The sequence below is a fragment of the Aquabacterium sp. A08 genome (assembly GCF_011742065.1).
In genome coordinates this window covers 1-25,546 of the sequence record NZ_JAAQQT010000550.1, presented here as the reverse complement: position 1 = coordinate 25,546, position 25,546 = coordinate 1, and the positions used below count along the sequence as shown (strand labels likewise).

The 25,546-nt window shown below is 68.5% G+C and carries 21 protein-coding genes and 1 riboswitch; of the genes, 11 read left to right on the top strand and 10 right to left on the bottom strand.

Going from position 1 to position 25,546, the window contains the following annotated elements:
* Positions 1-163: 163 nt before the first annotated feature.
* The 4 genes from boxA to HA630_RS05155 form a co-directional block, all read right to left on the bottom strand.
* Positions 164-1,471, bottom strand: coding sequence for a benzoyl-CoA 2,3-epoxidase subunit BoxA (gene boxA, locus HA630_RS05170; RefSeq protein ID WP_166832959.1), 1,308 nt, complete (start codon positions 1,469-1,471; stop codon positions 164-166).
* 140 nt (positions 1,472-1,611) lie between these two features.
* The gene (gene boxB / locus HA630_RS05165; protein ID WP_166832957.1) at positions 1,612-3,039 is read right to left on the bottom strand and encodes a benzoyl-CoA 2,3-epoxidase subunit BoxB; all 1,428 of its coding nucleotides are present in this window, start codon (positions 3,037-3,039) and stop codon (positions 1,612-1,614) included.
* A 90-nt stretch (positions 3,040-3,129) separates the two neighbouring features.
* Positions 3,130-4,791: a 2,3-epoxybenzoyl-CoA dihydrolase gene (gene boxC, locus HA630_RS05160; RefSeq protein WP_166832955.1), complete on the bottom strand. Its 1,662-nt coding sequence runs from the start codon at positions 4,789-4,791 to the stop codon at positions 3,130-3,132.
* 126 nt (positions 4,792-4,917) lie between these two features.
* The gene (locus HA630_RS05155; RefSeq protein ID WP_166832953.1) at positions 4,918-5,871 is read right to left on the bottom strand and encodes a helix-turn-helix transcriptional regulator; all 954 of its coding nucleotides are present in this window, start codon (positions 5,869-5,871) and stop codon (positions 4,918-4,920) included.
* 166 nt (positions 5,872-6,037) lie between these two features.
* Here HA630_RS05155 and HA630_RS05150 point away from each other — a divergent pair, with 166 nt between their 5' ends.
* Together HA630_RS05150 and HA630_RS05145 are read left to right on the top strand one after the other, a co-directional pair.
* Positions 6,038-7,612 carry a 3,4-dehydroadipyl-CoA semialdehyde dehydrogenase gene (locus HA630_RS05150; RefSeq protein ID WP_166832951.1) on the top strand — a complete coding sequence of 525 codons (1,575 nt, stop codon included), beginning with the start codon at positions 6,038-6,040 and terminating at the stop codon, positions 7,610-7,612.
* Between the two features lie 47 nt (positions 7,613-7,659).
* Positions 7,660-9,285 (top strand): benzoate-CoA ligase family protein, encoded by a 1,626-nt coding sequence (locus tag HA630_RS05145; protein ID WP_166832949.1) that lies wholly within the window; start codon positions 7,660-7,662, stop codon positions 9,283-9,285.
* Between the two features lie 54 nt (positions 9,286-9,339).
* Here HA630_RS05145 and HA630_RS05140 read toward each other — a convergent pair whose 3' ends face one another.
* Together HA630_RS05140 and apbC are read right to left on the bottom strand one after the other, a co-directional pair.
* Complete coding sequence (locus tag HA630_RS05140) at positions 9,340-9,822, bottom strand: PACE efflux transporter (RefSeq protein ID WP_208299972.1); 483 nt, start codon at positions 9,820-9,822, stop codon at positions 9,340-9,342.
* A complete protein-coding gene (gene apbC / locus HA630_RS05135) occupies positions 9,822-10,913 on the bottom strand; it encodes an iron-sulfur cluster carrier protein ApbC (RefSeq protein WP_166832947.1) in 1,092 nt (363 codons plus the stop codon). Before apbC ends, HA630_RS05140 begins: the two co-directional genes overlap by 1 nt.
* Before the next feature lie 123 nt (positions 10,914-11,036).
* Here apbC and metG point away from each other — a divergent pair, with 123 nt between their 5' ends.
* The 6 genes from metG to nadB all read left to right on the top strand — a co-directional run bounded on the left by metG (position 11,037) and on the right by nadB (position 18,438).
* Positions 11,037-13,130 carry a methionine--tRNA ligase gene (gene metG / locus HA630_RS05130; protein ID WP_166832945.1) on the top strand — a complete coding sequence of 698 codons (2,094 nt, stop codon included), beginning with the start codon at positions 11,037-11,039 and terminating at the stop codon, positions 13,128-13,130.
* 12 nt (positions 13,131-13,142) lie between these two features.
* The gene (locus tag HA630_RS05125) at positions 13,143-13,877 is read left to right on the top strand and encodes a YoaK family protein (protein WP_166832944.1); all 735 of its coding nucleotides are present in this window, start codon (positions 13,143-13,145) and stop codon (positions 13,875-13,877) included.
* Positions 13,878-14,003: 126 nt separating this feature from the next.
* Positions 14,004-15,662, top strand: coding sequence for a SulP family inorganic anion transporter (locus HA630_RS05120; RefSeq protein ID WP_243855350.1), 1,659 nt, complete (start codon positions 14,004-14,006; stop codon positions 15,660-15,662).
* An 11-nt stretch (positions 15,663-15,673) separates the two neighbouring features.
* Positions 15,674-15,886 carry a DUF3460 family protein gene (locus tag HA630_RS05115; RefSeq protein ID WP_166832940.1) on the top strand — a complete coding sequence of 71 codons (213 nt, stop codon included), beginning with the start codon at positions 15,674-15,676 and terminating at the stop codon, positions 15,884-15,886.
* A 22-nt stretch (positions 15,887-15,908) separates the two neighbouring features.
* Positions 15,909-16,769: a ScpA family protein gene (locus HA630_RS05110; protein WP_166832938.1), complete on the top strand. Its 861-nt coding sequence runs from the start codon at positions 15,909-15,911 to the stop codon at positions 16,767-16,769.
* A 40-nt stretch (positions 16,770-16,809) separates the two neighbouring features.
* Positions 16,810-18,438, top strand: coding sequence for an L-aspartate oxidase (nadB, locus tag HA630_RS05105; RefSeq protein ID WP_166832935.1), 1,629 nt, complete (start codon positions 16,810-16,812; stop codon positions 18,436-18,438).
* An 84-nt stretch (positions 18,439-18,522) separates the two neighbouring features.
* Here nadB and HA630_RS05100 read toward each other — a convergent pair whose 3' ends face one another.
* A complete protein-coding gene (locus HA630_RS05100) occupies positions 18,523-19,137 on the bottom strand; it encodes a YitT family protein (protein WP_166832933.1) in 615 nt (204 codons plus the stop codon).
* 67 nt (positions 19,138-19,204) lie between these two features.
* A riboswitch (TPP riboswitch) is annotated at positions 19,205-19,308 on the top strand.
* 98 nt (positions 19,309-19,406) lie between these two features.
* On the opposite strand from HA630_RS05100, the gene thiC reads away from it, so the two are divergent.
* The gene (thiC, locus tag HA630_RS05095) at positions 19,407-21,335 is read left to right on the top strand and encodes a phosphomethylpyrimidine synthase ThiC (protein WP_166832931.1); all 1,929 of its coding nucleotides are present in this window, start codon (positions 19,407-19,409) and stop codon (positions 21,333-21,335) included.
* A 93-nt stretch (positions 21,336-21,428) separates the two neighbouring features.
* Positions 21,429-21,809 carry an aspartate 1-decarboxylase gene (panD, locus tag HA630_RS05090; protein WP_166832929.1) on the top strand — a complete coding sequence of 127 codons (381 nt, stop codon included), beginning with the start codon at positions 21,429-21,431 and terminating at the stop codon, positions 21,807-21,809.
* Between the two features lie 18 nt (positions 21,810-21,827).
* Here the strand turns inward: panD and HA630_RS05085 are convergent, their stop codons facing one another.
* The 3 genes from HA630_RS05085 to nadC are packed head-to-tail and all read right to left on the bottom strand — an operon-like array spanning position 21,828 to position 24,523.
* Positions 21,828-22,475, bottom strand: coding sequence for a hypothetical protein (locus HA630_RS05085; RefSeq protein WP_166832927.1), 648 nt, complete (start codon positions 22,473-22,475; stop codon positions 21,828-21,830).
* 58 nt (positions 22,476-22,533) lie between these two features.
* On the bottom strand, positions 22,534-23,631 hold the full coding sequence (nadA, locus tag HA630_RS05080; RefSeq protein WP_166832925.1) for a quinolinate synthase NadA: 1,098 nt from the start codon (positions 23,629-23,631) through the stop codon (positions 22,534-22,536).
* Positions 23,632-23,644: 13 nt separating this feature from the next.
* Positions 23,645-24,523 carry a carboxylating nicotinate-nucleotide diphosphorylase gene (gene nadC / locus HA630_RS05075; protein WP_166832923.1) on the bottom strand — a complete coding sequence of 293 codons (879 nt, stop codon included), beginning with the start codon at positions 24,521-24,523 and terminating at the stop codon, positions 23,645-23,647.
* A gap of 163 nt (positions 24,524-24,686) precedes the next feature.
* Between nadC and panB the strand changes: the two genes are divergently transcribed.
* The coding region (gene panB / locus HA630_RS05070) for a 3-methyl-2-oxobutanoate hydroxymethyltransferase (protein WP_166832921.1) at positions 24,687-25,546 on the top strand (860 nt) is incomplete at its 3' end.

The following is a 25,546-nucleotide window of genomic DNA, read 5'->3' as shown; positions in this document are numbered from 1 at the left end:
GACTGCACTGTACGGCATACCGCACGACAATTTGTCGCGCGGCCCCATGTCCGGGCCCAGGGCACGGGTTATCCATGAGCCGAAAAAAAGCGCCTCGGGGGAGGCGCTGATGGCGGGCCGCTGGGGCGGCGCTGGCCCCGCCCCAGCGGGCGAGGGGTCCGGTTCAGTAGGTTTCCAGGTGCAGGCGACCCTGCTGCTTCAGCTCGGCGCCCAGCGTGTCCCAGTCCAGGCCGGCGGCCTGGGCCGCGTCGCGCAGGGCCATCACCACGCCCTCTTCCATGCTCTTCAGGCCGCAGACGTAGAAGTAGGCGTTCGGGTCCTTCAGCAGCGCCACCAGGTCGGCGGCGCGCTCGCGCATCGCGTCCTGAACGTAGCGTTTGGGCTGCCCCGGCACGCGGCTGAAGGCGAAAGTGGTGTCGATGAAGTCCTTGGGCAGCTTTTGCAGCGGACCGAAGTACGGCAGCTCCTGCGGGGTGCGGGCGCCGAAGAACAGCATCAGCTTGCCGCCCTCGAACTTGCCGCTGGCGCGCAGGCGGCGCCGCCACTCGGTCATGGCGCGCATGGGGGCGCTGCCGGTGCCGGTGCAGATCATGACGATGCTGGACTTGGGGTGGTTCGGCATCAGGAAGCTGGCGCCGAAGGGACCGATCACCTGCACCGCGTCGCCCACCTGCAGGTCGCACATGTAGTTGGAGCCGACGCCGCGCACCGGCTTGCCGTCGTGGTCTTCCAGCACCCGCTTGATGGTCAGCGACAGGTTGTTGTAGCCCGGCCGTTCGCCGTTGCGCGGGCTGGCGATGGAGTACTGGCGCGCGTGGTGCGGCTTGCCGCGCTCGTCCAGGCCCGGCGGCACGATGCCAATAGACTGGCCTTCGAGCACCGGGAAGGGCATGGTGCCGAAGTCCAGCACGATGTGGTGGGTGTCGTAGTCGGTGCCGACCTCGGTCACGCGCACGTTGCCGGTGACGGTGGCCGTGACGGTTTTCTGCGCGGCCTTGGGGCCGTACAGGTTGGTGTAGGCGTGCGCGGCCGACCAGGGCGGCACCACCGCGCCGTAGGCGGCACTGTTGAAGGCCGGCGCACTGGCGCTGCCGACCGACGCCGCGGAACTGTCTGCCGCGGCCGACAATGCCGCCTGGGCTTCCTGGGCCGCTGCTTCAACCTCGGCCGCGCTGCCACCCAAAGCGGCCAATTCCGCGTCGCTCAAGGCCGCGGGCAGCTCCATCCAGCCCAGCTGTTCTTCGATGGTGTAGGCCTTGACGCGCGGCATGGTGCGCCAGTTGTCGATGGAGCCCGTGGGACACGGCGGCACGCAGGCCATGCACAGGTTGCACTTCTCGGCGTCCACCACGTAGTTGTTCGAGTCGTGGGTGATGGCGTCCACCGGGCAGGTGGCCTCGCAGGTGTTGCAGCGGATGCAGATTTCCGGGTCGATCAGGTGCTGCTGGATCAGGGGGGATTCGGTGCTCATGGTCGGTCGGGTGGGGTGGGTGACAAACGGCGGCGTGGCCCGGCAGGGTAACGCATCTTCGGGGCCAAAGAAAAGGGCCGGCCCTGCGCAATTTCAGGGCCGGCCCTCGGCCTGGGTGTCGGGCACCCAGTTCAGGCGCGTCAGTTGAAGCGCACGTACTCGAAGTTCACCGGCTGGCGGTTGATGCCCATGACCGGCGGCGCGATCCAGTTGGCGAACTTGCCCGGCTCGACCACACGGCCCATCAGGCTGGCCACGTAGGCGCGGTCCTGGTCGCTCGGCAGCCACTCGGCCTGCTTGGCGTTCCACTCGGCGTCGCTCACCACGCGGCCGTCCGGGTTGGCCTTGACACCGGCCAGGGTGCCGATGTTGCGGTGGAAGGCCTTGTGCGGCACCTTCAGGCGGAAGTCGATGCCGGCCTTCTCGATGATGCGGTTCCAGCGCTCCACGCCGCCGACAGAGTCCTTGATGTAGTCGTCGCGCAGCACCTCGTTGAGGGCGTTGAGCATCGGCACTTCCTTCTCGACCAGGGCGCCGTTCTCGACCGCCAGGATCTTGTAGGTGTTGCCCTTGAGCACGTGGTCGTCGGTGCGCTTGCCTTCTTCGTAGCGGCCCTTGAGGCCCGAGCTGTAGAAGATGGCGGCGTTGGACGACTGGTCGGCGCCGAACAGGTCGATGGTGACGCTGAAGTGGAAGTTGATGTAGCGCTGGATGGTCGGCAGGTCGATCACGCCGGCGGCGCGCAGCTTGGCCACGTCGTCGGTCTTGAGCTCGTTCATCGCGTTGACGGTGCGCTGGATCACGCGGCCCACGCCGGACTCGCCCACGAACATGTGGTGCGCTTCCTCGGTCAGCATGAACTTGGTGGTGCGGGCCAGCGGGTCGAACGCGGACTCGGCCAGCGCGCACAGCTGGAACTTGCCGTCGCGGTCGGTGAAGTAGGTGAACATGAAGAAGCTCAGCCAGTCGGGCGTCTTCTCGTTGAAGGCCTCCAGGATGCGCGGGTTGTCGGCGTTGCCGCTGTTGCGCTCGAGCAGGGCTTCGGCTTCTTCGCGGCCGTCGCGGCCGAAGTACTTGTGCAGCAGGTAGACCATGGCCCACAGGTGGCGGCCTTCTTCCACGTTCACCTGGAACAGGTTGCGCAGGTCGTACTGGCTGGGCGCGGTCAGGCCCAGGTGGCGCTGCTGTTCGACGGATGCCGGCTCGGTGTCGCCTTGCGTGACGATGATGCGGCGCAGGTTGGCGCGGTGTTCGCCGGGCACGTCCTGCCAGGCGGCTTCGCCCATGTGGTCACCGAAGTGGATCTTGCGGTCCTGCTCGGCCGGGTTCAGGAAGATGCCCCAGCGGTAGTCGGGCATTTTCACGTGGCCGAACTGGGCCCAGCCCTGCGGGTCCACGCTGACGGCGGTGCGCAGGTAGACGTCGAAGTTCTGCGAGCCGTCCGGGCCCATGTCCTGCCACCACTGCAGGTAGTTGGGCTGCCAGTGCTCCAGCGCGCGCTGCAGTGTGCGGTCTTCGCTCAGGTTGACGTTGTTGGGGATTTTTTCGCTGTAGTTGATGCCGGACATGAAAGTCTCCGAGGAACAAACGCGGTGGAAGTGGCATTCGGTTGCGGCGGGCTCCACCGGGAAACCCACCGCACAACGATCAAAACAGGGTCAGACGCGGTTCATGTCGAACTGGGCCTTGTCGCCCTTGCCGTACACCTTCAGGGCACCCTTGTCGCCCACGGCGTTGGGGCGCTGGAAGATCCAGTTCTGCCAGGCGGTCAGGCGGCCGAAGATGCGGGTCAGCATGTTTTCCTGCTGGGCAAAGCGCAGGTTGGCCTCCAGGCCGGTCAGGGCGTCGGGCGACATGGCGGCGCGCTGCTCCAGCTCCAGGCGGATTTCGTCGGCCCAGTCGATGTCGTCCAGCGCGGCGGTGACCAGGCCCAGCTCGGCCGCGGTGTCGCCGTCCAGGGCGCGGCCGGCGGCGGCACGCACCGCTTCCATCGGGCCGGCTTCCTCGTAGAAACGGCGCGCCAGGCGCGACTGGCCGTTGACCATCGGGTAGAAGCCGAAGTTGAAGTCGTTGAGCTGCAGCGCGGGCTGCTGCTCGGGGGTGTCGGGCAGCACCTGGATGTAGGTGCGGTCGGCACAGAACGCCAGTTCGGCCAGGGTACCGGCGAAGCAGGAGCCGGCTTCGATCAGGGTGAACAGGCTGCGGCTGGACACGTCCAGGCGGGCCAGGGTGCGGCGCAGCATGCCGATGGTTTCGTTGACGAACCAGTGGTCACGGTGCGCCAACAGGGTGGCGTCGCTGGCCAGCACGGCGGCGGCGGCGCCGGCGGTCTTCAGCACCCAGGTGCCGATGTCCAGCTCGTTGGTGCGCATGTGCAGGATGGCGTCGTCCAGGTCGCGGGCCATGGCCAGCGGGTACCACTGGGCGCCGGCGGCCACGATGGCAGCGGTGTCGGTCGGCTGCGCCCCGGTGGGGGCCTTGACGGTGAAGGTGGCCTGGCGCTTGGCGCGGTCGATCTCGACCGTGACGTGGGTGTAGGTGAGCTTGTCGGCCTCGACGGTGCGCTGCAGCGGCGTCAGGGCCACGCCCTGGGCACCGGCGCCGGGGCGGGTGCTGCCGGCGGCCAGCTTCTCGGCGCGTTCGCGCACCACTTGCGGGAACTGTGCCGGCTTGGCGATCGCGTCCACCAGGCGCCAGTCCACGGCTTTCTGGCCGCGTGCGCCCTCCACGCTGGTGCAGAAGATGTCGGCCAGGTCGTGGCGCACGTGGCGCTTGTCGGTCACGCGGGTCAGGCCACCGGTGCCGGGCAGCACACCCAGCAGCGGCACCTCGGGCAGGCTGACGCTGGAGGAACGGTCGTCCACCAGCACGATGTCGTCACAGGCCAGGGCCAGCTCGTAACCGCCGCCGGCGCAGGCGCCGTTCAGGGCCGCCACGAACTTCAGACCGCTGTGCTGGGACGAATCCTCGATGCCGTTGCGGGTTTCGTTGGTGAACTTGCAGAAGTTCACCTTCCAGCCGTGGCTGGACAGGCCCAGCATGAAGATGTTGGCGCCGGAGCAGAAGATGCGGTCGCGCAGGCTGGTGACGACCACCGCCTTGACTTCCGGGTGCTCGAAGCGGATGCGCTGCAGCGCGTCGTGCAGTTCGATGTCCACGCCCAGGTCGTAGCTGTTGAGCTTGAGCTTGTAGCCGGGGCGCAGGCCCGCGTCTTCGTTGATGTTCAGCGCCAGCGTGGCCACCTCACCGTCGAACGACAGGGTGATGTGGTGGTACTCAGCGGGGGTGGTCCGGTAATCGACAATCGGGTTCTGGCTCATGGGGACTCCTCAGGGGTGGCGGGAAAGGCCACATGAAGGATGTTGCGGCCATGCATGAATAATACTGCATGCCACGCAAAAAAGCTAATGCATTTTATTGCATGCGATCGGTGTTTACCCTAGCTTTTACGCCGGCAGGTGCAGCAGCTGGCGCACCGCCTGGCGCAGCTGGGCAAAGGTCGGCTCCAGCGGCGCTGCACTGGTGTCGAAGGTCAGGTCGGCTTTGGAATAGAAGGCCGAGCGCCCTTCCAGGATGCGCTTGAGATCTTCCATCGCCTCGCGGCTGGCGGCCATGGGGCGCATGTCGCCCTGGGCGGCCACGCGCTGCAGGTGGTCGGCCGGCTCGGCCTTGAGCCAGACGGTGGTGCAGTGCTGCAGCAGCAGGTTGAAATTGGCCGAGTCCGACACCAGCCCGCCGGGCGTGGCAATCACCACCTCGGGGTAGATCTGGATGGCTTCCTCGAGCGCGCGGCGTTCGTAGCGGCGGTAGGCGTTGGTGCCGTACAGGTTGTGGATTTCGCTGATGCTGCAGCCGGCGAACTGCTCGATCTCGCGGCTCAGTTCAATGAAGGGGTAGCCCAGGTCGGCCGCCAGCCGCTGCCCCAGGGTGGACTTGCCCGCCCCGCGCAGCCCGATGAGCGCCACCCGGGCGCGGCTGCCCTGCACGTCCACGCCGCTGCCGCCGAACAGCTCCACCAGTTGCACCCGCGCGCGGCGCAACTCGGCCTCGTCGCGGCCCTGCAGCAGTTCGCGGATCAGCAGCCACTCGGGGGACGAGGTGGTCACGTCGCCCAGCAGTTCGGCCAGGGAACACTGCAGCGCCCGGGCCACCTGCAGCAGCACCAAAATGGACGCGTTGCCAGCACCGTACTCCAGGTTGGCCAGGTGGCGTTCGGAGACGTCGGCCGCCAGGGCCACGGCCTTGCGCGTCATGCCGCGGCGCGAGCGCAGGGTGCGCACCCGCTCGCCCAGGGCCACCAGGAAAGGGGGGCGTTGCTCGTCCGGGTCGCCGGCCGCGTCGGCCAGGCCCAGCACCGCCGCCTCCGGGCGGCCCGTTGTGTCTGCCGATAACTGCGTCATATCATCACCGTGGCCCGGGGGTGGCACACCCCCCGGGGAAAACCCTTAACAGCACGCCCCCGCAAAACATGCACTTTACTGCATACTCACGGGGACGCAAGATAGTGCATTTATAACGCCTTTGCCCTGCACTGACCAGTTCCCACCTGCATCTTTTTTCCACCCCATGACCACTCCCCTGCTCCCCAATTTCCTCGCTGGCCGCTGGCAAACCGGTACCGGCGCCGGCCTGCCACTGTTCGACCCGGTGCGCGGCACTGAACTGGTCCGCGTCTCCAGCGCCGGGCTGGACCTGGCCGAAGGCTTTGCCTTTGCCCGCGAACAGGGCGGCGCCGCGCTGCGCGCCCTGAGCTACGGCCAACGCGCCGCGCTGCTGGGCCAGATCGTTGAGGTGCTGCAGAAAAACCGCGACGCCTATTACGAAATCGCCACCGCCAACTGCGGCACCGTGACCAAGGACTCGGCGGTGGACATCGACGGTGGCATCTTCACCCTCGGCTACTACGCCAAGCAGGGCGCGGCCCTGGGCGACGCCACCTTCCTCCTGGACGGCGCGCGCATCCGCATGGCCAAGGACCCGCTGTTCCAGACCCAGCACATCCTCACCCCCACGCGCGGCGTGGCGCTGTTCATCAACGCCTTCAACTTCCCCAGTTGGGGCCTGTGGGAAAAGGCCGCGCCGGCCCTGCTGTCGGGCGTGCCCGTCATCGTCAAGCCCGCCACCAGCACGGCGTGGCTCACCCAGCGCATGGTGCAGGACGTGGTCGACGCCAACATCCTGCCGGCCGGCGCCCTGTCCATCGTCTGCGGCTCGTCGGCCGGGCTGATGGACCAGCTGCAGCCCTTCGATGTGGTGTCCTTCACCGGCTCGGCCGACACCGGGCGCATCATCCGCTCGCACCCCGCGGTGGCCCAGCGCTCGGTGCGCTGCAACATCGAGGCCGACAGCGTCAACTCCGCCCTGCTGGACCCCGCCGCCACCGCCGACAGCGAAGCCTTCCAGCTGCTGGTGAGCGAGGTGGTGCGGGAAATGACCGTCAAAAGCGGCCAGAAGTGCACCGCCATCCGCCGCGTGTTCGTGCCGCGCGCGCTGTACGACGCCGCCGCGCAGGCCATCGCCGCCAAGCTGGCCAAAACCACCGTGGGCGACCCGCGCAGCGAAGGCGTGCGCATGGGCGCGCTGGTGAGCCGCGAACAGTTCGACACGGTGCAGGCCGGCATCGCCCACCTGAAAACCGAAGCCGAGGTGCTGTTCGACGGCAGCCAGACCGCCCTGGTGGACGCCGACCCCGCCGTGGCCGCCTGCGTCGCCCCCACCCTGCTGGGCAGCCGCCAGCCGGCCGACGCCGAGGTGCTGCACGCCGTGGAAGTGTTCGGCCCGGTGGCCACGCTCATGGCCTACGACGGCATCGAACAGGCCCACGAGCTGATCCGCCGCGGCGAAGGCTCGCTCGTCATGTCGGTGTTCAGCGCCGACCCGGCCTTCATCGCCCAGACCGCGGCTGAGTTGGGTTCCAGCCACGGCCGGGTGCACGCCGTCTCGCCCGACATCGCCACGCTGCACAGCGGCCACGGCAACGTGATGCCGATGTCGCTGCACGGCGGCCCGGGCCGCGCCGGCGGCGGCGAGGAACTGGGCGGCCTGCGCGCCCTGAACTTCTACCACCGCCGCACCGCGGTGCAGGCCAGCACCGCCGCCCTCGACCAATGGGGTGCGGCGGCCGTGGCCTTCCAGCCCTGACGCCGCGCCCCCCCCGCCTTCCACAACAAACATCCCTGGAGACACCCATGACCGCCCGCCCGCCCGCCCCGCCCCCCACCGAGTTCAACTTCGCACAGCACCTGATCCGGCTCAACGCCGGGCGCGGCGAGCGGGTGGCCCTGATCGACGACCAGGGCCGGCTGACCTACGCCGAGCTGGCCGACCGGGTGCGGCGCATGGCCAACGGCCTGCAGTCGCTGGGCCTGCGGCGCGAGGAACGGGTGCTGCTGCTGATGCAGGACAGCAACGACTGGATCGTGTCCTTCCTCGGCGCGCTGTACGCCGGCGTGGTGCCGGTGTGCCTGAACACCCTGCTCACCGCCGAGGACTACGCCTTCATGCTGAACAACAGCCGGGCCCAGGCGGCGCTGGTGTCCGAAGCCCTGCTGCCCACGCTGGAGGCCGCTTTGGAGCAGGGCCCACACGAGGTGCAGCACCTGGTGGTGTCGCGCGCAACCCTGCCGCTGCCGGCCGGCCCGGGCTACCGCGCCGTGGCACTGGACGCCTTGCTGGCGGGGGCGGCGCCCCAGGCCTCGCCGGTGGCCACGCTGGCCGACGAGGCCGCGTTCTGGCTCTACTCCTCCGGCTCCACCGGCCGCCCCAAGGGCACGGTGCACACCCAGGCCAACCTGTACTGGACCGCCGAACTCTACGCCCAGCCGGTGCTGGGCCTGACCGAGGACGACACCGTCTTCTCGGCCGCCAAGCTGTTCTTCGCCTACGGCCTGGGCAACGGCCTGAGCTTCCCGCTCAGCGTGGGCGCCACCGTGGTGCTGATGGCCGAGCGCCCCACCCCGCAGGCCGTGTTCCAGCGACTGACCGGGAGCACACCTGCACTGGCAGGACGCCAACCCACCGTGTTCTACGGCGCCCCCACCGGCTACGGCGGCATGCTGGCCCAGCCCGACCTGCCGCCCAAGGCCGATGTGGCCCTGCGGCTGTGCTCATCGGCCGGCGAAGCGCTGCCGCGCGACATCGGCGAACGCTGGACCGCCCACTTCGGCGCCGAAATCATCGACGGCATCGGCTCCACCGAGATGCTGCACATCTTCCTGTCCAACCGCCCCGGCGACGTGCGCTACGGCACCACCGGCAAACCGGTGCCCGGCTACGAGGTGGAACTGCGCGGCGAGGACGGCCTGCCCCTGGCGCCCAACGCCGACGGCAGCATCGACATCGGCGACCTGTATGTGAAGGGCCCGAGCGCGGCGCTGATGTACTGGCACAACCGCGAGAAGTCGCGCGACACTTTCCAGGGCGCCTGGACCAAGAGCGGCGACAAGTACAGCCGCGACGCCGAGGGCTACTACACCTACGCCGGCCGCAACGACGACATGCTCAAGGTCAGCGGCATCTACGTCAGCCCGTTCGAGGTGGAGGCCACGCTGGTGCAGCACCCGGCCATCCTGGAGGCGGCGGTGATCGGCACCACCGGCGCCGACGGCTTGACCAAGACCAAGGCCTTCATCGTGCTCAAGGCCGGGCAGGCGCTGGACGAAGACGGCGTCAAGGCCTTCTGCAAGGAACACCTGGCACCCTACAAGTACCCGCGCCAGATCGAGTTCGTCACCGAACTGCCCAAAACCGCCACGGGCAAGATCCAGCGCTTCAAGCTGCGCGACCTGGAGGCGCAGCGCAGCGGCGGGCACTGACACCCTGCTGTGGACCCATACCCGCCCCCACCGGGGCGGGGCGCGCGCCCCAGGTCAATCGGGGGGCTGCAAGGCCGACTGCGGCAGCCCGAACACCTGGTCGAAGCACCAGGTGAACACCACGGTGTACACGAGGAAGAACAGCAGCAGGCCCAAGTCGGCCAGAAAGGCCAGCCACAGCGTGGTGTCCAGCCACCAGGCCATCACCGGCACCAGAAACACGGTCAGCCCGCCCTCGAACCCGAGGCCGTGGGCCACGCGCCGCTGCCAGGAGCGGCCCTTGACCGGCTGGCGCCGCTCCCAGCGCTCGAACAGGGTGTTGAAGACGTAGTTCCAGGTCACCGCGATGCCCGAGGTGAGCACCGACAGGCCCACCGCCGACGGCCCCGGCTCGTTGAAGGCCAGCGCCAGCGCCAGCGCCACCACCACGATGGCGATGGCCTCGTACAGCGCCACCTGCACCACGCGGCGGGTGCGGGGCCCCAGGCGGCGCCAGACAGGCACCGGCCGGGTGGGCACCGCGGGCGTCGGCCCCATCAGGTGTCCTTGCTGATCTTGATGCTGGGGAACTTGCTGGAAAAGTCCTTGGCCTTGTTCGCCACGGTGATCGCCACCTGGCGCGCGACCGCCTTGTAGGTGCCGGCGATTTCGCCGTCCGGGTCGGCCACCACGGTGGGCTGACCGCTGTCGGCCTGCACCCGGATCTGCATGTTCAGGGGCAGCGCGCCCAGGTAGTCCATGCCGAACTCGGTGGCCATGCGCTTGCCGCCATCGGCGCCGAAAATGTGTTCGGTGTGGCCGCAGCTGGGGCAGCAGTACACTGCCATGTTCTCCACCAGGCCCAGGATGGGCACGCCCACCTTCTCGAACATCTTCACGCCCTTGCGCGCGTCCAGCAGGGCGATGTCCTGCGGCGTGGTCACGATCACCGCGCCGGTCATGGGCACGCGCTGGCTCAGGGTCAGCTGGATGTCGCCGGTGCCGGGCGGCATGTCCACCAGCAGGTAGTCCAGGTCTTTCCAGTTGGTCTGGCGCAGCAGCTGGTCCAGCGCCTGGGTGGCCATGGGGCCGCGCCAGATCATGGCCTCGTCCTTGTCCACCAGGAAGCCGATGGAAATCACCTGCACGCCGTAGTTCTCCAGCGGCTCCATGGACTGGCCGTCCACGCTCTCGGGCCGGCCTTCGATGCCCATCATCATGGGCTGGCTGGGGCCGTAGATGTCGGCGTCCAGGATGCCCACGCGCGCGCCCTCGGCGGCCAGCGCCAGCGCCAGGTTGACGGTGGTGGTGCTCTTGCCCACGCCGCCCTTGCCCGAGGCCACGGCGATGATGTTCTTCACGTTGGGCAGCAGCTGCACGCCACGCTGCACCGCGTGCGCGATGACCCGCGTCTGCAGGTTGACCGAGACGTTGTCCACGCCGGGCACGCCCTTGGCAGCGGCGATCAGCGCCTTGCGCAGCGCCGGGTGCTGGCTTTTGCACGGGTAGCCGAATTCGACGTCAAAGGACACGTCGCCGTCCTGCACCTGCAGGTTCTTGAGCGCGCGGGTGGACACAAAGTCTTTGCCCGTGTTCGGGTCTTGCACGGTTTGCAGCGCCTGCAGCAGTGCCTGTTGTTCTACGGCCATCTGGGGTGGTCTCCGGTCTAGAGGAATGGGTGGCCGAAGTCTATCCGGTCCGGCGGGTGGCGCCTGCACACCAGACGACAGTGCCCTCATTAAAATCGAGGGCTTGCCCACAAGGACCCCCACATGAGCCAGCGTCGCTTCTTCGTCACCACCGCCCTGCCCTACGCCAACGGCAACTTCCACATCGGCCACATCATGGAGTACATCCAGGCCGACATCTGGGTGCGGATGCAGCGCATGCACGGCCACGAGGTGCACTTCGTGGGCGCGGACGACGCGCACGGCGCGCCGATCATGATCGCCGCCGAAAAGGCCGGCGTCACCCCGCAAGCTTTCGTCGCCAACATCGCCGCCGGCCGCGCCCAGTACCTCGAAGGCTTCCACGTGAAGTTCGACAACTGGCACAGCACCGACGGCCCGGAAAACCACGAACTGGCCCAGGCCATCTACCGCGGCCTCAAGGCCAACGGCCTGATCAGCACCAAGACCATCGAGCAGTTCTTCGACCCCGAGAAGAACATGTTCCTGCCCGACCGCTTCATCAAGGGCGAATGCCCCAAGTGCGGCGCCAAGGACCAGTACGGCGACTCTTGCGAGAGCTGCGGCGCCGTGTACGCCCCCACCGAGCTGAAACACCCCTACTCCGCACTCTCCGGCGCCACCCCGGTGCTGCGCACCTCCGAGCACTATTTCTTCAAACTCAGCGACCCGCGCTGCATCGAGTTCCTGGAAAACTGGACCGCCGAACCCGGCCGCCTGCAGCCGGAAGTGCTCAACAAGATCAAGGAATGGTTCGCCAAGGACGAGCACGGCCAGGGCGGCCTGGGCGACTGGGACATCAGCCGCGACGCACCCTACTTCGGCATCGAAATCCCAGACGCGCCGGGCAAGTACTTCTACGTCTGGCTGGACGCCCCCATTGGCTACCTGGCCAGCCTGAAGAACCACTTCGCCAAGGGCCAGGCCGCGAACCACTGGCACCCTGAATCGCGCACCCCGCAGTCCTACGACGAGTTCGTGGCCGACCCCGCGGTGGAACAGGTGCACTTCATTGGCAAGGACATCACCTACTTCCACACCCTGTTCTGGCCGGCCATGCTGCGGTTCAGCGGCCGCAAAACGCCGACGCAGGTCAACGTGCACGGCTTCATCACCGTCAACGGCGGCGAAAAAATGAGCAAGAGCCGCGGCACCGGCCTGGACCCGCTGAAGTACCTGGGGCTGGGCATGAACCCCGAATGGCTGCGCTACTACCTGGCCGCCAAACTGAGCAGCCGGGTGGAAGACGTGGACTTCAACCCCGACGACTTCGTCGCCCGCGTCAACAGCGACCTGGTGGGCAAGTACATCAACATCGCGTCGCGCGCGGCGGGTTTCATCGCCAAACGCTTCGGTGGCCAACTGGGCGCCATCTCGGCCGACGGCGAGGCGCTGCTGGACCACCTGCAGCAGGCCGTGCCGGGCGTGGCCGAGTTGCTGGCCGAGCGCGAGTACGGCAAGGCCATCCGCGAAACCATGGCCCTGGCCGACCGGGTGAACGAGTACGTGGACGCCAACAAGCCGTGGGAGCTGGCCAAGCAGCCCGGCATGGACGCCCGCCTGCACGACGTGTGCACCACCTGCATCGAAACCTTCCGCCTGCTGACCGCGCTGCTCAAGCCGGTGCTGCCGGCACTGGCCGCCCAGGTGGAAGCCTTCCTGCAGTGCGAACCCCTGACCTACGCCAACGCCACCACGCCGCTGGGCGCCGGCCACACCATCGCCGCCTACCAGCACCTGATGCAGCGGGTGGACATCCAACTGCTCGAGGCCCTGTTCGAGCCGCCCGCCGCGCCCGAACCGGAAAAGGTCATCCCCGGTGGTGAAGACATCGCCCCCACCATTTCCATCGACGACTTCGCCAAGGTGGACCTGCGCATCGCCCGCATCGACCACTGCGAGCCGGTGGAAGGCTCCACCAAGCTGCTGCGCCTGACGCTGGACGTGGGCGAGGGCCGCACGCGCAACGTGTTCAGTGGCATCGCCAGCATGTACCAGCCCGCCGACCTGATCGGCAAGCTCACCGTGGTGGTGGCCAACCTGGCGCCACGCAAGATGAAGTTTGGCGTGAGCGAAGGCATGGTGCTGGCCGCCAGCCACGCGGACGACAAAGCCCAGCCCGGCATTTACGTGCTGCAGCCGTGGCCGGGCGCGCAGCCAGGCATGCGCATCCACTGACCGGACGCCGGCGTGCACCCGCAACTGCGTGGCTGGGTGGACGTGCAACGCACGCACCAGGCCAACGTGCGCCTGGGGCTGACGCTGGCCTTCGTCGCTGGCGCCACCAACGCGGGCGGCTTCCTGGCGGTGGGGCAGTACACCTCGCACATGACCGGGGTGGTTTCGTCGGTGGCCGACCAGATCGTGCTGGGCCAGTGGGCGCTGGCGGCGGCCGGCCTGGGTGCCCTGCTGGCGTTTGTGCTCGGGGCCATGACCACTGCCTGGCTGGTGAACTGGGGCCTGCGCCACGGCCTGCACAGCGCCTTTGGCCTGCCACTGCTGCTCGAAGCCGTGGCGCTGCTGCTGTTCGGCCTGTTCGGCGCGGCCATCGGCCTGCTGGCCACCCTGTTCCTGCCGCTCACGGTGGTGCTGCTGTGCTTCATCATGGGGCTGCAGAACGCGGTCATCACCAAAATCTCCAAGGCCGAGATCCGCACCACCCACCTCACCGGGCTGGTCACCGACCTGGGGCTGGAACTGGGCAAGCTGCTCTACGTCAACCGCCACCCGCGCCAGGCGCCGGTGCGCGCCAACCGCGACAAGCTGCGGCTGCAGGCGCGCATGGTGGGCAGCTTTTTTGCGGGCGCGCTGCTGGGGGCGCTGGGCTTCAAGCACCTGGGCTACGTCAGCACCCTGCCGCTGGCGGTGCTGCTGTTGCTGCTGGTGTGGCGCCCGCTGTGGGCCGACGTGCGGGCGCAGGGCTGACCCGGGCGCTGACGCCCCGGCGCGCCCGCCTGCGCCGCCGCACTGGTACAAACCCCGACGCCGGGCACAGGGCTTTGTAAGCTGCACCCCAGTTTGCGGGCGGTAACATGGGGAATGGCCCTACGCATGCCCCCCCTGGCCCCCTTCCGCCCCCGCCTGCTGCAGGAACTGCGCGGCTACAACGGCGAACGGCTGGTCAAGGACATGGGCGCCGGCGCCACCGTGGGCATCGTCGCCCTGCCCCTGGCCATGGCCTTTGCCATCGCCTCCGGCCTCAACCCCGAAGCCGGGCTGTGGACCGCCATCATCGCCGGCTTCCTCATCTCCGCGCTTGGCGGCTCGGCGGTGCAGATCGGCGGGCCGGCCGGCGCCTTCATCGTCATCGTTTACGGCATCGTCGAACGCTACGGCCTGGCCAACCTGCTGATCGCCACCTTCAGCGCCGGGGTGCTGCTGTTTCTTCTGGGTTGGTTCAAGCTGGGTTCGCTGGTGCGCTACGTGCCCATCAGCGTCGTCATCGGCTTCACCAACGGCATCGCGGTGCTCATCGGCCTGTCGCAGCTGCGCGACGTGCTGGGGCTGGACGTGGCCAAAATGCCGGCCGACTTTTTCAGCCAGATCGCCACGCTGGCGCGCCACGCCGACAGCTTCAACCCCTGGGCCTTCGGGCTGGCGGCGGCGTGCGTGTTCGGGCTGTTCCTGTGGCCCCGGCTGTGGGCCAGCGAATCCGGTTTCCGCAAAAAGCTCGACGAATTGCAGACCGTCAGCGCGCTCAAGGCCACCTCGCGCGTGCCGGCCCCGGTGATCGCGCTGGTCACCCTGTCGCTGCTGGCCTGGGCGCTGGACATGCCGGTCGAGACGATCGGCAGCCGCTTCGGCGGCATCCCCCCGGGGTTGCCCGCGTTCGAGTTGCCCGATTTTTCCTGGGAAACCGTCAAGCTGCTGGTGGTGCCCACCGTGACGCTGGCGATGCTGGGCGCCATCGAATCGCTGCTGTGCGCGCGCGTGGCCGACCAGTTGAGCGACCGCCCCAAGCACGACCCCAACCAGGAGCTGATGGCGCAGGGCGTGGCCAACGCGGTGGTGCCCTTCTTCGGCGGCATGCCGGCCACCGGCACCATCGCCCGCACCGTCACCAACATCCGCGCCGGGGCCACCTCGCCGGTGGCGGGCATCGTGCACGCGGCCACGCTGGCGCTGGTGGTGCTGGCCGCCGCGCCGCTGGCCCAGCACATCCCGCTGGCGGTGCTGGCCGGGGTGCTGCTGTTCGTGGCCTGGAACATGGGCGAATGGCGGGAATTCGCCCGGCTCAAACAGTTCACCAACCACTACCGGCTGATGTTGCTGTCCACCTTTTTCGTCACCGTGGTGTTCGACCTGACGGTGGCGGTGGAACTGGGCCTGGTGCTGGCGGTGGTGCTGTTCGTGCGGCGGCAGAGCGACATCTTCCGCGTCGACGCCACCGGCGGCAGCGACACGCGGCTGCACTACAAACTCTACGGCTCGCTGTTTTTCGGGGCGGTGGCCAAGATCGACCCCATCGTGGCGGCGGTGGAAAACGCCCCCCACCCGCTGCACGTGGTGCTGGACGCCAGCCAGCTGATTTCGCTCGACACCACCGGCCTGGACGCGCTGGAACAGCTGCACAAGGCGCTGGACAAGCGCGGCGGCCACCTGAGCATGACCCACCTGAACGAACAACCGCGCTCGCTGCTGGAACGCTCGGGCTTTGCCGCCCGGCTGCACCCCGACACCCCCGAAGCGCCCTCCGGCGGGGCTGGGTAAAATCGCCGCTTATGAACCTCTTTGCCCGCCCCCACTACGCATCGGACGCCACGCAGTTCATCGACTCGCTCAAGGCGGCCAAGCCCACGCTGGAAGCCGAGCAACGCCAGGGCCGCGCCCTGCTGTGGGACCGCCCGGTGGACCGCGGTTTCAACGCCGCGGCCGACGCCGCCCGCGTGGAACAGAAGCCCTACGTCTACCAGACCGAGCCCAGCCTGCGCTGAGCCCACGGCCGCCCCGGCCAGCATGAGCCCCGCCACCGCGCCGGCCGCCGAGCTGCCCCCGGCCCCGCCCGACCCCGCCGCCACCCTGCCCGAGGTGGTGGACCAGGTGGCGCGCGCGCGCCTCTACGGCGAACCGCTGTTCGCGCTGCCGCAGGACCTCTACATCCCGCCCGACGCGCTGGAAGTCTTCCTGGAGGCCTTCGAGGGCCCGCTGGACCTGCTGCTCTACCTGATCCGCAAGCAGAACTTCAACATCCTCGACATCCCCATGGCCGAGGTCACGCGCCAGTACCTGGGCTACGTGGAGCAGGTGCGCGCCCGCAACCTGGAGCTGGCCGGCGAATACCTGCTGATGGCGGCGATGCTGATCGAGATCAAGTCGCGCATGCTGCTGCCGCCCAAAAAGGCGGCCGAGGGCGAGGAAGCCGAAGACCCCCGCGCCGAGCTGGTGCGCCGCCTGCTGGAATACGAGCAGATGAAGCGCGCCGCCTTGCGGCTGAACGACCTGCCGCAGCTGGGCCGCGACTTCCTGCGCGCCCAGGTGCACGTGGAGCAGTCGCTGGTGCCGCGCTTCCCCGACGTGGACCCGATCGACCTGCAAACCGCCTGGCGCGACATCCTGCGCCGCGCCACGCTGGTGCAACACCACCGCATCCGCCGCGAGGAACTGAGCGTGCGCGAACACATGAGCCTGGTGCTGCGCCAACTGCAGGGCCGTCGCTTCGTCGAATTCGGCGACCTGTTCGACCTGCGCCAGGGCGTGCCGGTGCTGGTGGTCACCTTCATCGCCATGCTGGAGCTGGCCAAGGAAACGCTGATCGAGCTGACCCAGGCCGAAGCCTTTGCCCCCATCTACGTCCGGCTGGCCTACACCCCCACCTGAGGCCCGCCGTTTTGGCCCCCCGGCCACCCCGGAACCGTTCATGACCGCCTCCACCCCACACGCCCCCAGCGCCACCACCACCCGCCAATTTGACGTGGTCATCGTCGGCAGCGGCCTGGCCGGCCTGAGCACCGCGCTGCTGCTGCCCCCCCACCTGCGCGTGGCGGTGCTGACCAAACGCACCATCGAAGACGGCTCCAGCGGCTGGGCCCAGGGCGGCATTGCCGCCGTGCTGGCCGAGGACGACAGCTTCGACGCGCACGTGGAAGACACCTTCGTGGCCGGCGCCGGCCTGTGCGACCCGGCGGCCACCCGCTTCACCGTGGAAAACGCGCCCGAAGCCATCGCCTGGCTGCGCGCCATGGGCACCCAGTTCACCCTGCACGACGGCGAGTTGCACCTGACGCGCGAAGGCGGCCACAGCCACCGGCGCATCGTGCACGCGGCCGACGCCACCGGCGCGGCCGTGCAACACACCCTGATCGACCGGGTGCACCAGGCGCCCAACGTGCAGGTGTTCGAGACCCACAACCTGGTGGACCTGATCCTGAGCGACAAACACGGCGGTCAAACCGACGCGCCGCGCCGCTGCCTGGGCGCCTACGCCCTGAACGAAGACACCGACGCAGTGGAAGCCTTTGTGGCCCCCCACACCGTGCTCTGCACCGGTGGCGCGGGCAAGGTGTACCTGTACACCTCCAACCCCGACACCGCCACCGGCGACGGCATTGCGGCGGCCTGGCGCGCCGGCTGCCGGGTGGCGAACATGGAATTCATCCAGTTCCACCCCACTTGCCTGTACCACCCCAAGGCCAAGAGCTTCCTCATCACCGAGGCGGTGCGCGGCGAAGGCGGCCTGCTGAAATTGCCGGCGCACCTGGGCGGCCACCGCTTCATGCCCGACCACGACCCGCGCGCCGAACTGGCCCCGCGCGACGTGGTGGCCCGCGCCATCGACTTCGAGATGAAAAAGCACGGCCTGGACTGCGTCTACCTCGACATCTCGCACCAGCCGCCCGAGTTCCTGCGCGAGCACTTCCCCAACATCCTGGCGCGCTGCGCCGAGCTGGGCATCGACATCACCCAAGAGCCAATCCCCGTGGTGCCGGCTGCGCACTACACCTGCGGCGGCGTGGTGACCGACCTGAACGCCCGCACCGACCTGCCTGGCCTGTACGTGGTGGGCGAGGCCAGCTGCACCGGCCTGCACGGCGCCAACCGCCTGGCCAGCAACTCGCTGCTGGAGTGCATGGTGTTTGCCCGCGCCGCCGTGCGCGACATGGCGGCCCAGCCCACGGCGGCCATCCCCACCATCCGCCCGTGGGACGACAGCCGCGTCATCGACGCCGACGAGCACGTCGTCATCTCGCACAACTGGGACGAACTGCGCCGCTTCATGTGGGACTACGTGGGCATCGTGCGCACCGACAAGCGGCTGGAACGTGCCGCCCACCGCATCGCGCTGCTCAAGGCCGAAATCCAGGAGTTCTACAAAAGCTTCCACGTCACCCGCGACCTGCTCGAGCTGCGCAACCTGGTGGAAGTGGCCGACCTGATCGTGCGTTGCGCCCAGGCGCGCAAGGAAAGCCGGGGCCTGCACTTCAGCCGCGACCACACCGGCCTGCTGCCAGAGGCATTGCCCACGGTGCTGGACCCGAACGCGGGCTGAAAGCCGCCGGGACGGGCGTGGCCTTGCACCCCTGGGCCCCGTGGCGCCGGTAACGGCGCCCAGGCTGACCGCTCGCGGCGGTGCTCACAGGACGGCGTAACGCCCCGGCTTGTGGTTGATGGCGATGAACAGGTTCATCACCACCGCCGCCAGCACCGACCACGCCACCCGCTCGGGCTCCACCACCGTGAGCGCCAGCAGCACGATGGTGCAATCGATGCCCATTTGCACCTTGCCCGCGCGCCAGCCCTTGGCCCGCTGCAGGTACAGGCTGATGATGGTGGCCCCACCCAAACTGGCGTGGTGCCGCGCCAGGAACAAACAACCCGAACCCAGCAGCAAACCGCCCAGCACGGCGGCGTAGGCCGGATGCAGCCGCTCGATGGCGAACAGCTGCGGCGACCACTGCGTCAACGCCGACAGCAGCGTGATGGCCAAAAAGGTCTTGAGCGTGAACTCGCGCCCCATGCGGCGCCAGGCGAACCAGTAAAACGGCAGGTTGATGAGAAAAAACCACTGCCCCAGCCCCCAACCGGTGGCGTAGTGCAGCACGAAGGCCGCGCCGGCCGTGCCGCCGGTGAGCAAACCGGACTGCGCAAACAAAATCAGCGCCAGCGACACGAACAGCGTGCCGGTGAAGATGGCCTGGGCGTCTTCAAAAACGGTGTGGGTTTGAATGGGTGGGACGGGGTGGGTCATGTCGCGGGTCAGATGCAGGCATCATGCCATGCGCTGCCACGGTGCCAAACGGGTGGGCCGTACAATCCGCACTGCTCCGGGGTGTCCACATGGTGTGGGCTGAGATGGCGATGCCGAACCCGCGAACTTGATCCGGTTCAGACCGGCGGAAGAAGAGCTGTCACATCCCGCGTTGCGTGGACACCCTTGCAGGCCCTTGGCCCGCGTGGGGCCGCGCCGCCGGGGCGACCTTCGGAGCACCCACCCTGCCACCGAAGGAGACACGCCCCGTGAACGCCCCTGCCGACAAATTCCTCGCCACCACCGCCCAGGTGGACCAGGCCGCCATCCAGCCCCTGCCCAATTCCCGCAAGGTGTACGTGGAGAGCTCCCGCCCCGACATCCGCGTGCCCATGCGTGAGATCAGCCAGAGCGACACCCCGGCCAGCTTCGGCGCCGAACCCAACCCGCCCATCTTTGTGTACGACTGCTCCGGCCCCTACACCGACCCGGCCGCGCACATCGACATCCGCCAAGGCCTGCCCGCGCTGCGCCAGAAGTGGATCGAAGAACGCAACGACACCGAGGTGCTGCCCGGCCTGAGCAGCGCCTTCGGGCGCGAGCGCGCCGCCGACCCCAAGCTCGACGCACTGCGCTTCCCCGGCCTGCACCGCCAGCCGCGCCGCGCCCTGCCCGGCACCAACGTGACGCAGATGCACTACGCCCGCCGCGGCATCGTCACGCCCGAGATGGAGTACATCGCCATCCGCGAAAACCTGCGCCGCCGGGAGTACCTGGAATCCCTGAAAACCGCTGGCCCCACCGGCCAGAAAATGGCCGCCATGATCGGCCGCCAGCACCCGGGCCAGCATTTCGGCGCCAGCATCCCGACCGAGATCACGCCCGAGTTCGTGCGCGACGAGGTGGCCCGTGGCCGCGCCATCATCCCCAACAACATCAACCACCCCGAAACCGAGCCGATGGTCATCGGCCGCAACTTCCTGGTGAAGATCAACGCCAACATCGGCAACTCTGCGCTGGGCTCGTCCATCAACGAGGAAGTGGACAAGATGACCTGGGCCATCCGCTGGGGCGGCGACACGGTGATGGACCTGTCCACCGGCAAGAACATCCACGAAACGCGCGAGTGGATCGTGCGCAACTCGCCCGTGCCCATCGGCACCGTGCCCATCTACCAGGCACTGGAAAAGGTCAACGGCAAGGCCGAGGACCTGACATGGGAGATTTTCCGCGACACCCTGATCGAACAGGCCGAGCAGGGCGTGGACTACTTCACCATCCACGCGGGCGTGCTGCTGCGCTACATCCCACTCACGGCCAACCGCATGACGGGCATCGTCAGCCGGGGCGGCTCCATCATGGCCAAGTGGTGCCTGGCGCACCACAAGGAAAGCTTCCTCTACACCCACTTCGAGGACATCTGCGACATCATGAAGGCCTACGACGTGGCCTTCAGCCTGGGCGACGGCCTGCGCCCCGGCTCCATTTACGACGCCAACGACGAAGCCCAGCTGGGCGAACTCAAGACCCTGGGCGAACTCACGCAGATCGCCTGGAAGCACGATGTGCAGGTGATGATCGAAGGCCCCGGCCACGTGCCCATGCACCTGATCAAGGAGAACATGGACCTGCAGCTGGAGCAATGCCACGAGGCGCCCTTCTACACCCTGGGGCCGCTGACCACCGACATCGCCCCGGGCTACGACCACATCACCAGCGGCATTGGCGCAGCCACCATCGGCTGGTACGGCACCGCCATGCTGTGCTACGTGACGCCCAAGGAGCACCTGGGCCTGCCCAACAAGCAGGACGTCAAGGAAGGCATCATCACCTACAAGCTGGCGGCCCACGCCGCCGACCTGGCCAAGGGCCACCCAGGGGCGCAGATCCGCGACAACGCTTTGAGCAAGGCGCGCTTCGAGTTCCGTTGGGAAGACCAGTTCAACCTGGGCCTGGACCCCGACAAGGCGCGCGAATTCCATGACGAGACCCTGCCCAAGGACTCGGCCAAGGTGGCACACTTTTGCTCGATGTGCGGGCCGCACTTCTGCAGCATGAAGATCACGCAGGATGTGCGCGACTTCGCGGCACAGCAGGGCGTGAGCGAAGCCGAGGCGTTGGAGAAGGGCATGCAAGCCCAGTCCGACGCGTTCCGCAAGGCCGGCGGCGAGGTGTACATCCCGATCCAGCGGGTCTGACGCCGGGCCGTCCGCGCCCCGTCTTGTATGCAAGCGGTGCGCGGCGGTCTGTCACAATCCGCCCCCACCGCGCACCGCGCTCAGGAAACCGCCATGTTCCGCACCTTGCTCAAATCCAAAATCCACCGCGTGGCCGCGACCCACGCCGAACTGCACTACGAGGGCTCCTGCGCCATCGACGAAGACCTGATGGACGCGGCCAACCTCTGCGAAAACGAACAGATCCACATCTGGAACATCAACAACGGCGAGCGCTTCGTCACCTACGCCATCAAGGGCCAGCGCGGCTCCGGCATGATTTCGGTCAACGGCTCGGCCGCGCGCCGCGCCCAGGTGGGCGACCTGCTCATCATCGCCGCCTTTGCCCAGGTGCACGAAGACCACGTGGCCCAACACAAGCCCCAACTGGTGTTCGTGAACGAACGCAACCAGCAGGTGGAGCTGCGCGACAAGGTGGCCACGCAGCGGCTGTGAGCCCGCGCCGCCCGCGGCTCAGGGCCCGGGCGAGCGCAGTTCCCAGGTGGCCGTCAGGCGCCCGGCAAAGGTGAGGGCCAGCGTGGCGCCGTCGGTCGCCTCGCTCAGGCGCACGCCGGGCTGGGGCGCCGGCTCGGTGTGCGCCACCGCCAGCAGGCCTGCCGGCCAGCGCACCGTCAGCGTGGCGTCCATCGGCAGGTAGCCGTCCAGGTAGCGGCGCATCAGCGGGCCGGCGTGCAGACGCCAGCGGCCGGGGCCGGTGGACTCCAGCGCGCGCGAACGCAACCCGATGCAGACGTGCCCGCCGCGCTGCACGTCGGCCAGCTCCACCCGGTGGCCGTCCACCCAGGCGCGGCCCACGCCCGCGTGGTCCAGCAGGTCGATCTGCTGCACCCGTTCGCGGTTGAACGCCACCACCACCCGGCGGTTGGGGTCCAATTGGCGGTGGCAGGTTTGAAGGACGATCACCCCGGTGCGCAGGCTGCCTTCATCGATGGCGGCGGTGGCCTCGTAACGGTAGGCCTCGGGGTCGGGCCGCTCGGCCAGGAAGCGCAGCTCGCCCTCCAGGGCGATGTCGTCCAGCTCCAGCGGGCCCGCCGTGGCAGGCAGCGCCGCCAGGCCGGTGGCCACCCCCAACGTGGCCAGTGCACAGGTCTTCCAAGGCATGGCAGGCTCCGAACGCGGTAGCCCCGGCCACCGCACCCGCCCATTGTGCGCCGAGGCGTCAGGCCGCGCCGATGTGAGGCACCAGTGCCCCGGCGTTTTGCCCGCCTTTGAGGGCGGCGGTGAAGGCCAGCATGCGGTCGATGGGCTGGCGCGCCCGCGGAATCAGGCCAGGGTCCACCTGGATCTCGTTCAGACCGCCTTCCAGCACGCGCGCCACGCCGGCCAGGCTGTTCATGGCCATCCAGGGGCAGTGGGCGCAGCTTTTGCAGGTGGCGCTGTTGCCAGCGGTGGGCGCCTCGATGAACACCTTGCCCGGGTTCAGCGTGCGCAGCTTGTGCATCATGCCGTTGTCGGTGGCGACGATGAATTCTTTGGCGTCCATCTCGGCCGCGGCCTTGAGGATGCCGCTGGTGGAGCCCACCGCGTCGGCCAGCGCCACCACCTCGGCCGGGCTTTCCGGGTGCACCAGCACCTTGGCGCCGGGGTGCTCGGCCATCAGGGCCTGCAGTTCGGCGCCCTTGAACTCGTCGTGCACGATGCACGAGCCCTGCCACATCACCATGTCGGCGCCGGTTTCGCGCTGGATGTAACCGCCCAGGTGCTTGTCCGGCCCCCACAGGATCTTGTGGCCCTTGTCCTTGAGGGCGCGCACGATGTCCAGCGCGCAGCTGGAAGTGACCAGCCAGTCGGCACGGGCCTTCACCGCGGCGCTGGTGTTGGCATACACCACCACGGTGCGGTCGGGGTGCTGGTCGCAAAAAGCGCTGAACTCGGGCAAGGGGCAGCCCAGGTCGAGCGAACAGTTGGCGTCCAGGTCGGGCATCAGCACGGTCTTTTCGGGCGACAGGATTTTGGCCGTCTCGCCCATGAAGCGCACCCCCGACACCACCAGCGTCTGCGCGGCGTGGTCGCGGCCGAAGCGGGCCATCTCCAGGCTGTCGCTGACGATGCCGCCGGTTTCTTCGGCCAGGTCCTGCAGGTCCGGGTGCACGTAGTAGTGCGACACCATCACCGCGTTTTTCTCTTGCAGCAGGCGGCGGATCTTGTCCTTCAGCGCCGTGCGCTCGGCCGGGCCCGGCTCCTCGGGCACGCGGGCCCAGGCGTGCTTGGTGGCGCACGCCGGCTGTTCGTAATCGACTTCAATCACCTGTTCCATGGCACGCCCCCGTTCACAGCGCTTCGAAGCGCATTGAAAAATCCACCGCCTGCACGTCCTTGGTCAGCGTGCCGATGGAAATGCGGTCCACCCCGGTCTCGGCCAGGGCGCGCACCGTGGCGTCGGTGACGCCGCCGGAGCTTTCCAGCACCGCCCCGCCCTGTGGGTGGGCAGCGTTCAGGCGTACCGCCTCGCGCAGCGTGGGCAGGTCCATGTTGTCCAGCAGCACCATGCGGGCGCCGGCGTCCAACGCCTCCTGCAGCTGGGCCAGGGTTTCCACCTCGATCTGCACGAACTTGGCCTGCGGCGCGGTTTGCCGCACCCGCTGCAACACGGCGGTCACGCCCCCGGCGGCGGCGATGTGGTTTTCCTTGATCAACACCGCGTCGTACAGGCCCAGGCGGTGGTTGGCGCCGCCGCCGGTAAGCACCGCGTACTTCTGCGCCAGGCGCAGGCCGGGCAGGGTCTTGCGGGTGTCCACGATCTGCGCGCGGGTGCCGGCCACCCGCTCCACGTAGTGGGCGGTTTTGGTGGCCACGGCGCTCAGGGTCTGCAAAAAGTTCAGCGCGGTGCGTTCGGCCGTCAGCAGGGGCTGGGCCCGGCCGTCGATCTCGAACACCACCTGGTTGGGGGCGCAGCGCTGGCCCTCGGCCACGTGCCAGGTGATGCGGGCCTGCGGGTCCAGCGCGGCCACGGTGGCCTGCACCCAGGGTTGGCCGCAGATCACCGCGGCCTCGCGCGCCAGCACGCGGGCGCGGGCGCGCTGCGCCGGGTCCACCAGGGCGGCGGTCAGGTCGCCGCTGCCCACATCCTCTTGCAGGGCGCGGGCGACGTCGGCGCGGGCCAGCTCGGCCACGCGCTCGGGAGAAAAATCGCTGCTCATTGGGGTCATGCCAGAATCTCGTCGCACCCAGGGTGCGGGTTGCCGCCACCGGCGGGACAGGGCGCAAGCATAACGGTTCCACCGCACGGGATCGACTAGACTCGCCATTTCCTGCGCCGCCCCGCCCACAGGCGGGTCCGGCCACGCACCGCCCCTGAGTGAGAGACAACACATGAGCGAGACCACCGCCAGCACGCCCTACGGCACCCTGCCCGCCGCGTCGCCCCTGCCCGCGCGCAAACCCGTCAGCCTGCCGCGGTTGCAGGAAATGCGCGAACGCGGGGAAAAAATCACCATGCTCACCGCCTACGACGCGACCTTCGCCGCCGTCGCCGACAGCGCCGGCGTCGAATGCCTGCTCATCGGTGACTCGCTGGGCATGGTCTGCCAGGGCCTGAGCAGCACCGTGGGCGTGACGCTGGAGACCATGTGCTACCACGTGGAAAGCGTCACCCGCGGCCTGCGCCGGGTGCAGGGCACCGCCTGGGTGCTGGGCGACCTGCCGTTCGGCAGCTACCAGGAGTCCAAGGAACAGGCCATCCGCAGCGCCTCGGCGCTGATGCACGCCGGCGCCCACATGGTCAAGCTCGAAGGCGGCGGCTGGACCGCCGAGACCGTGCGCTTCCTGGTGGAGCGCGGCATCCCCGTCTGCGCCCACCTGGGCCTGACGCCGCAGACGGTGCACGCCCTGGGCGGCTACCGCGTGCAGGGCCGCAACGACAGCGACGCCCTGCGCCTCAAGCGCGAAGCATTGGAACTGCAGGACGCCGGCGCCACCATGCTGGTGCTGGAAATGGTGCCCGCCGCCCTCTCGGCCGAGGTCACGCAACAGCTGCCGCGCTGCCACACCATCGGCATCGGCTCGGGCAGCGCCACCGCCGGCCAGGTGCTGGTGATGCACGACATGCTGGGCATCAACCTCGGCAAGAACCCCAAGTTCGTGCGCAACTTCATGGACGGCTCGGCCAGCGTCAAGGCCGCCATGGCCGCCTACGTGGCCGCCGTGAAGGACGGCAGCTTCCCCGACAACGC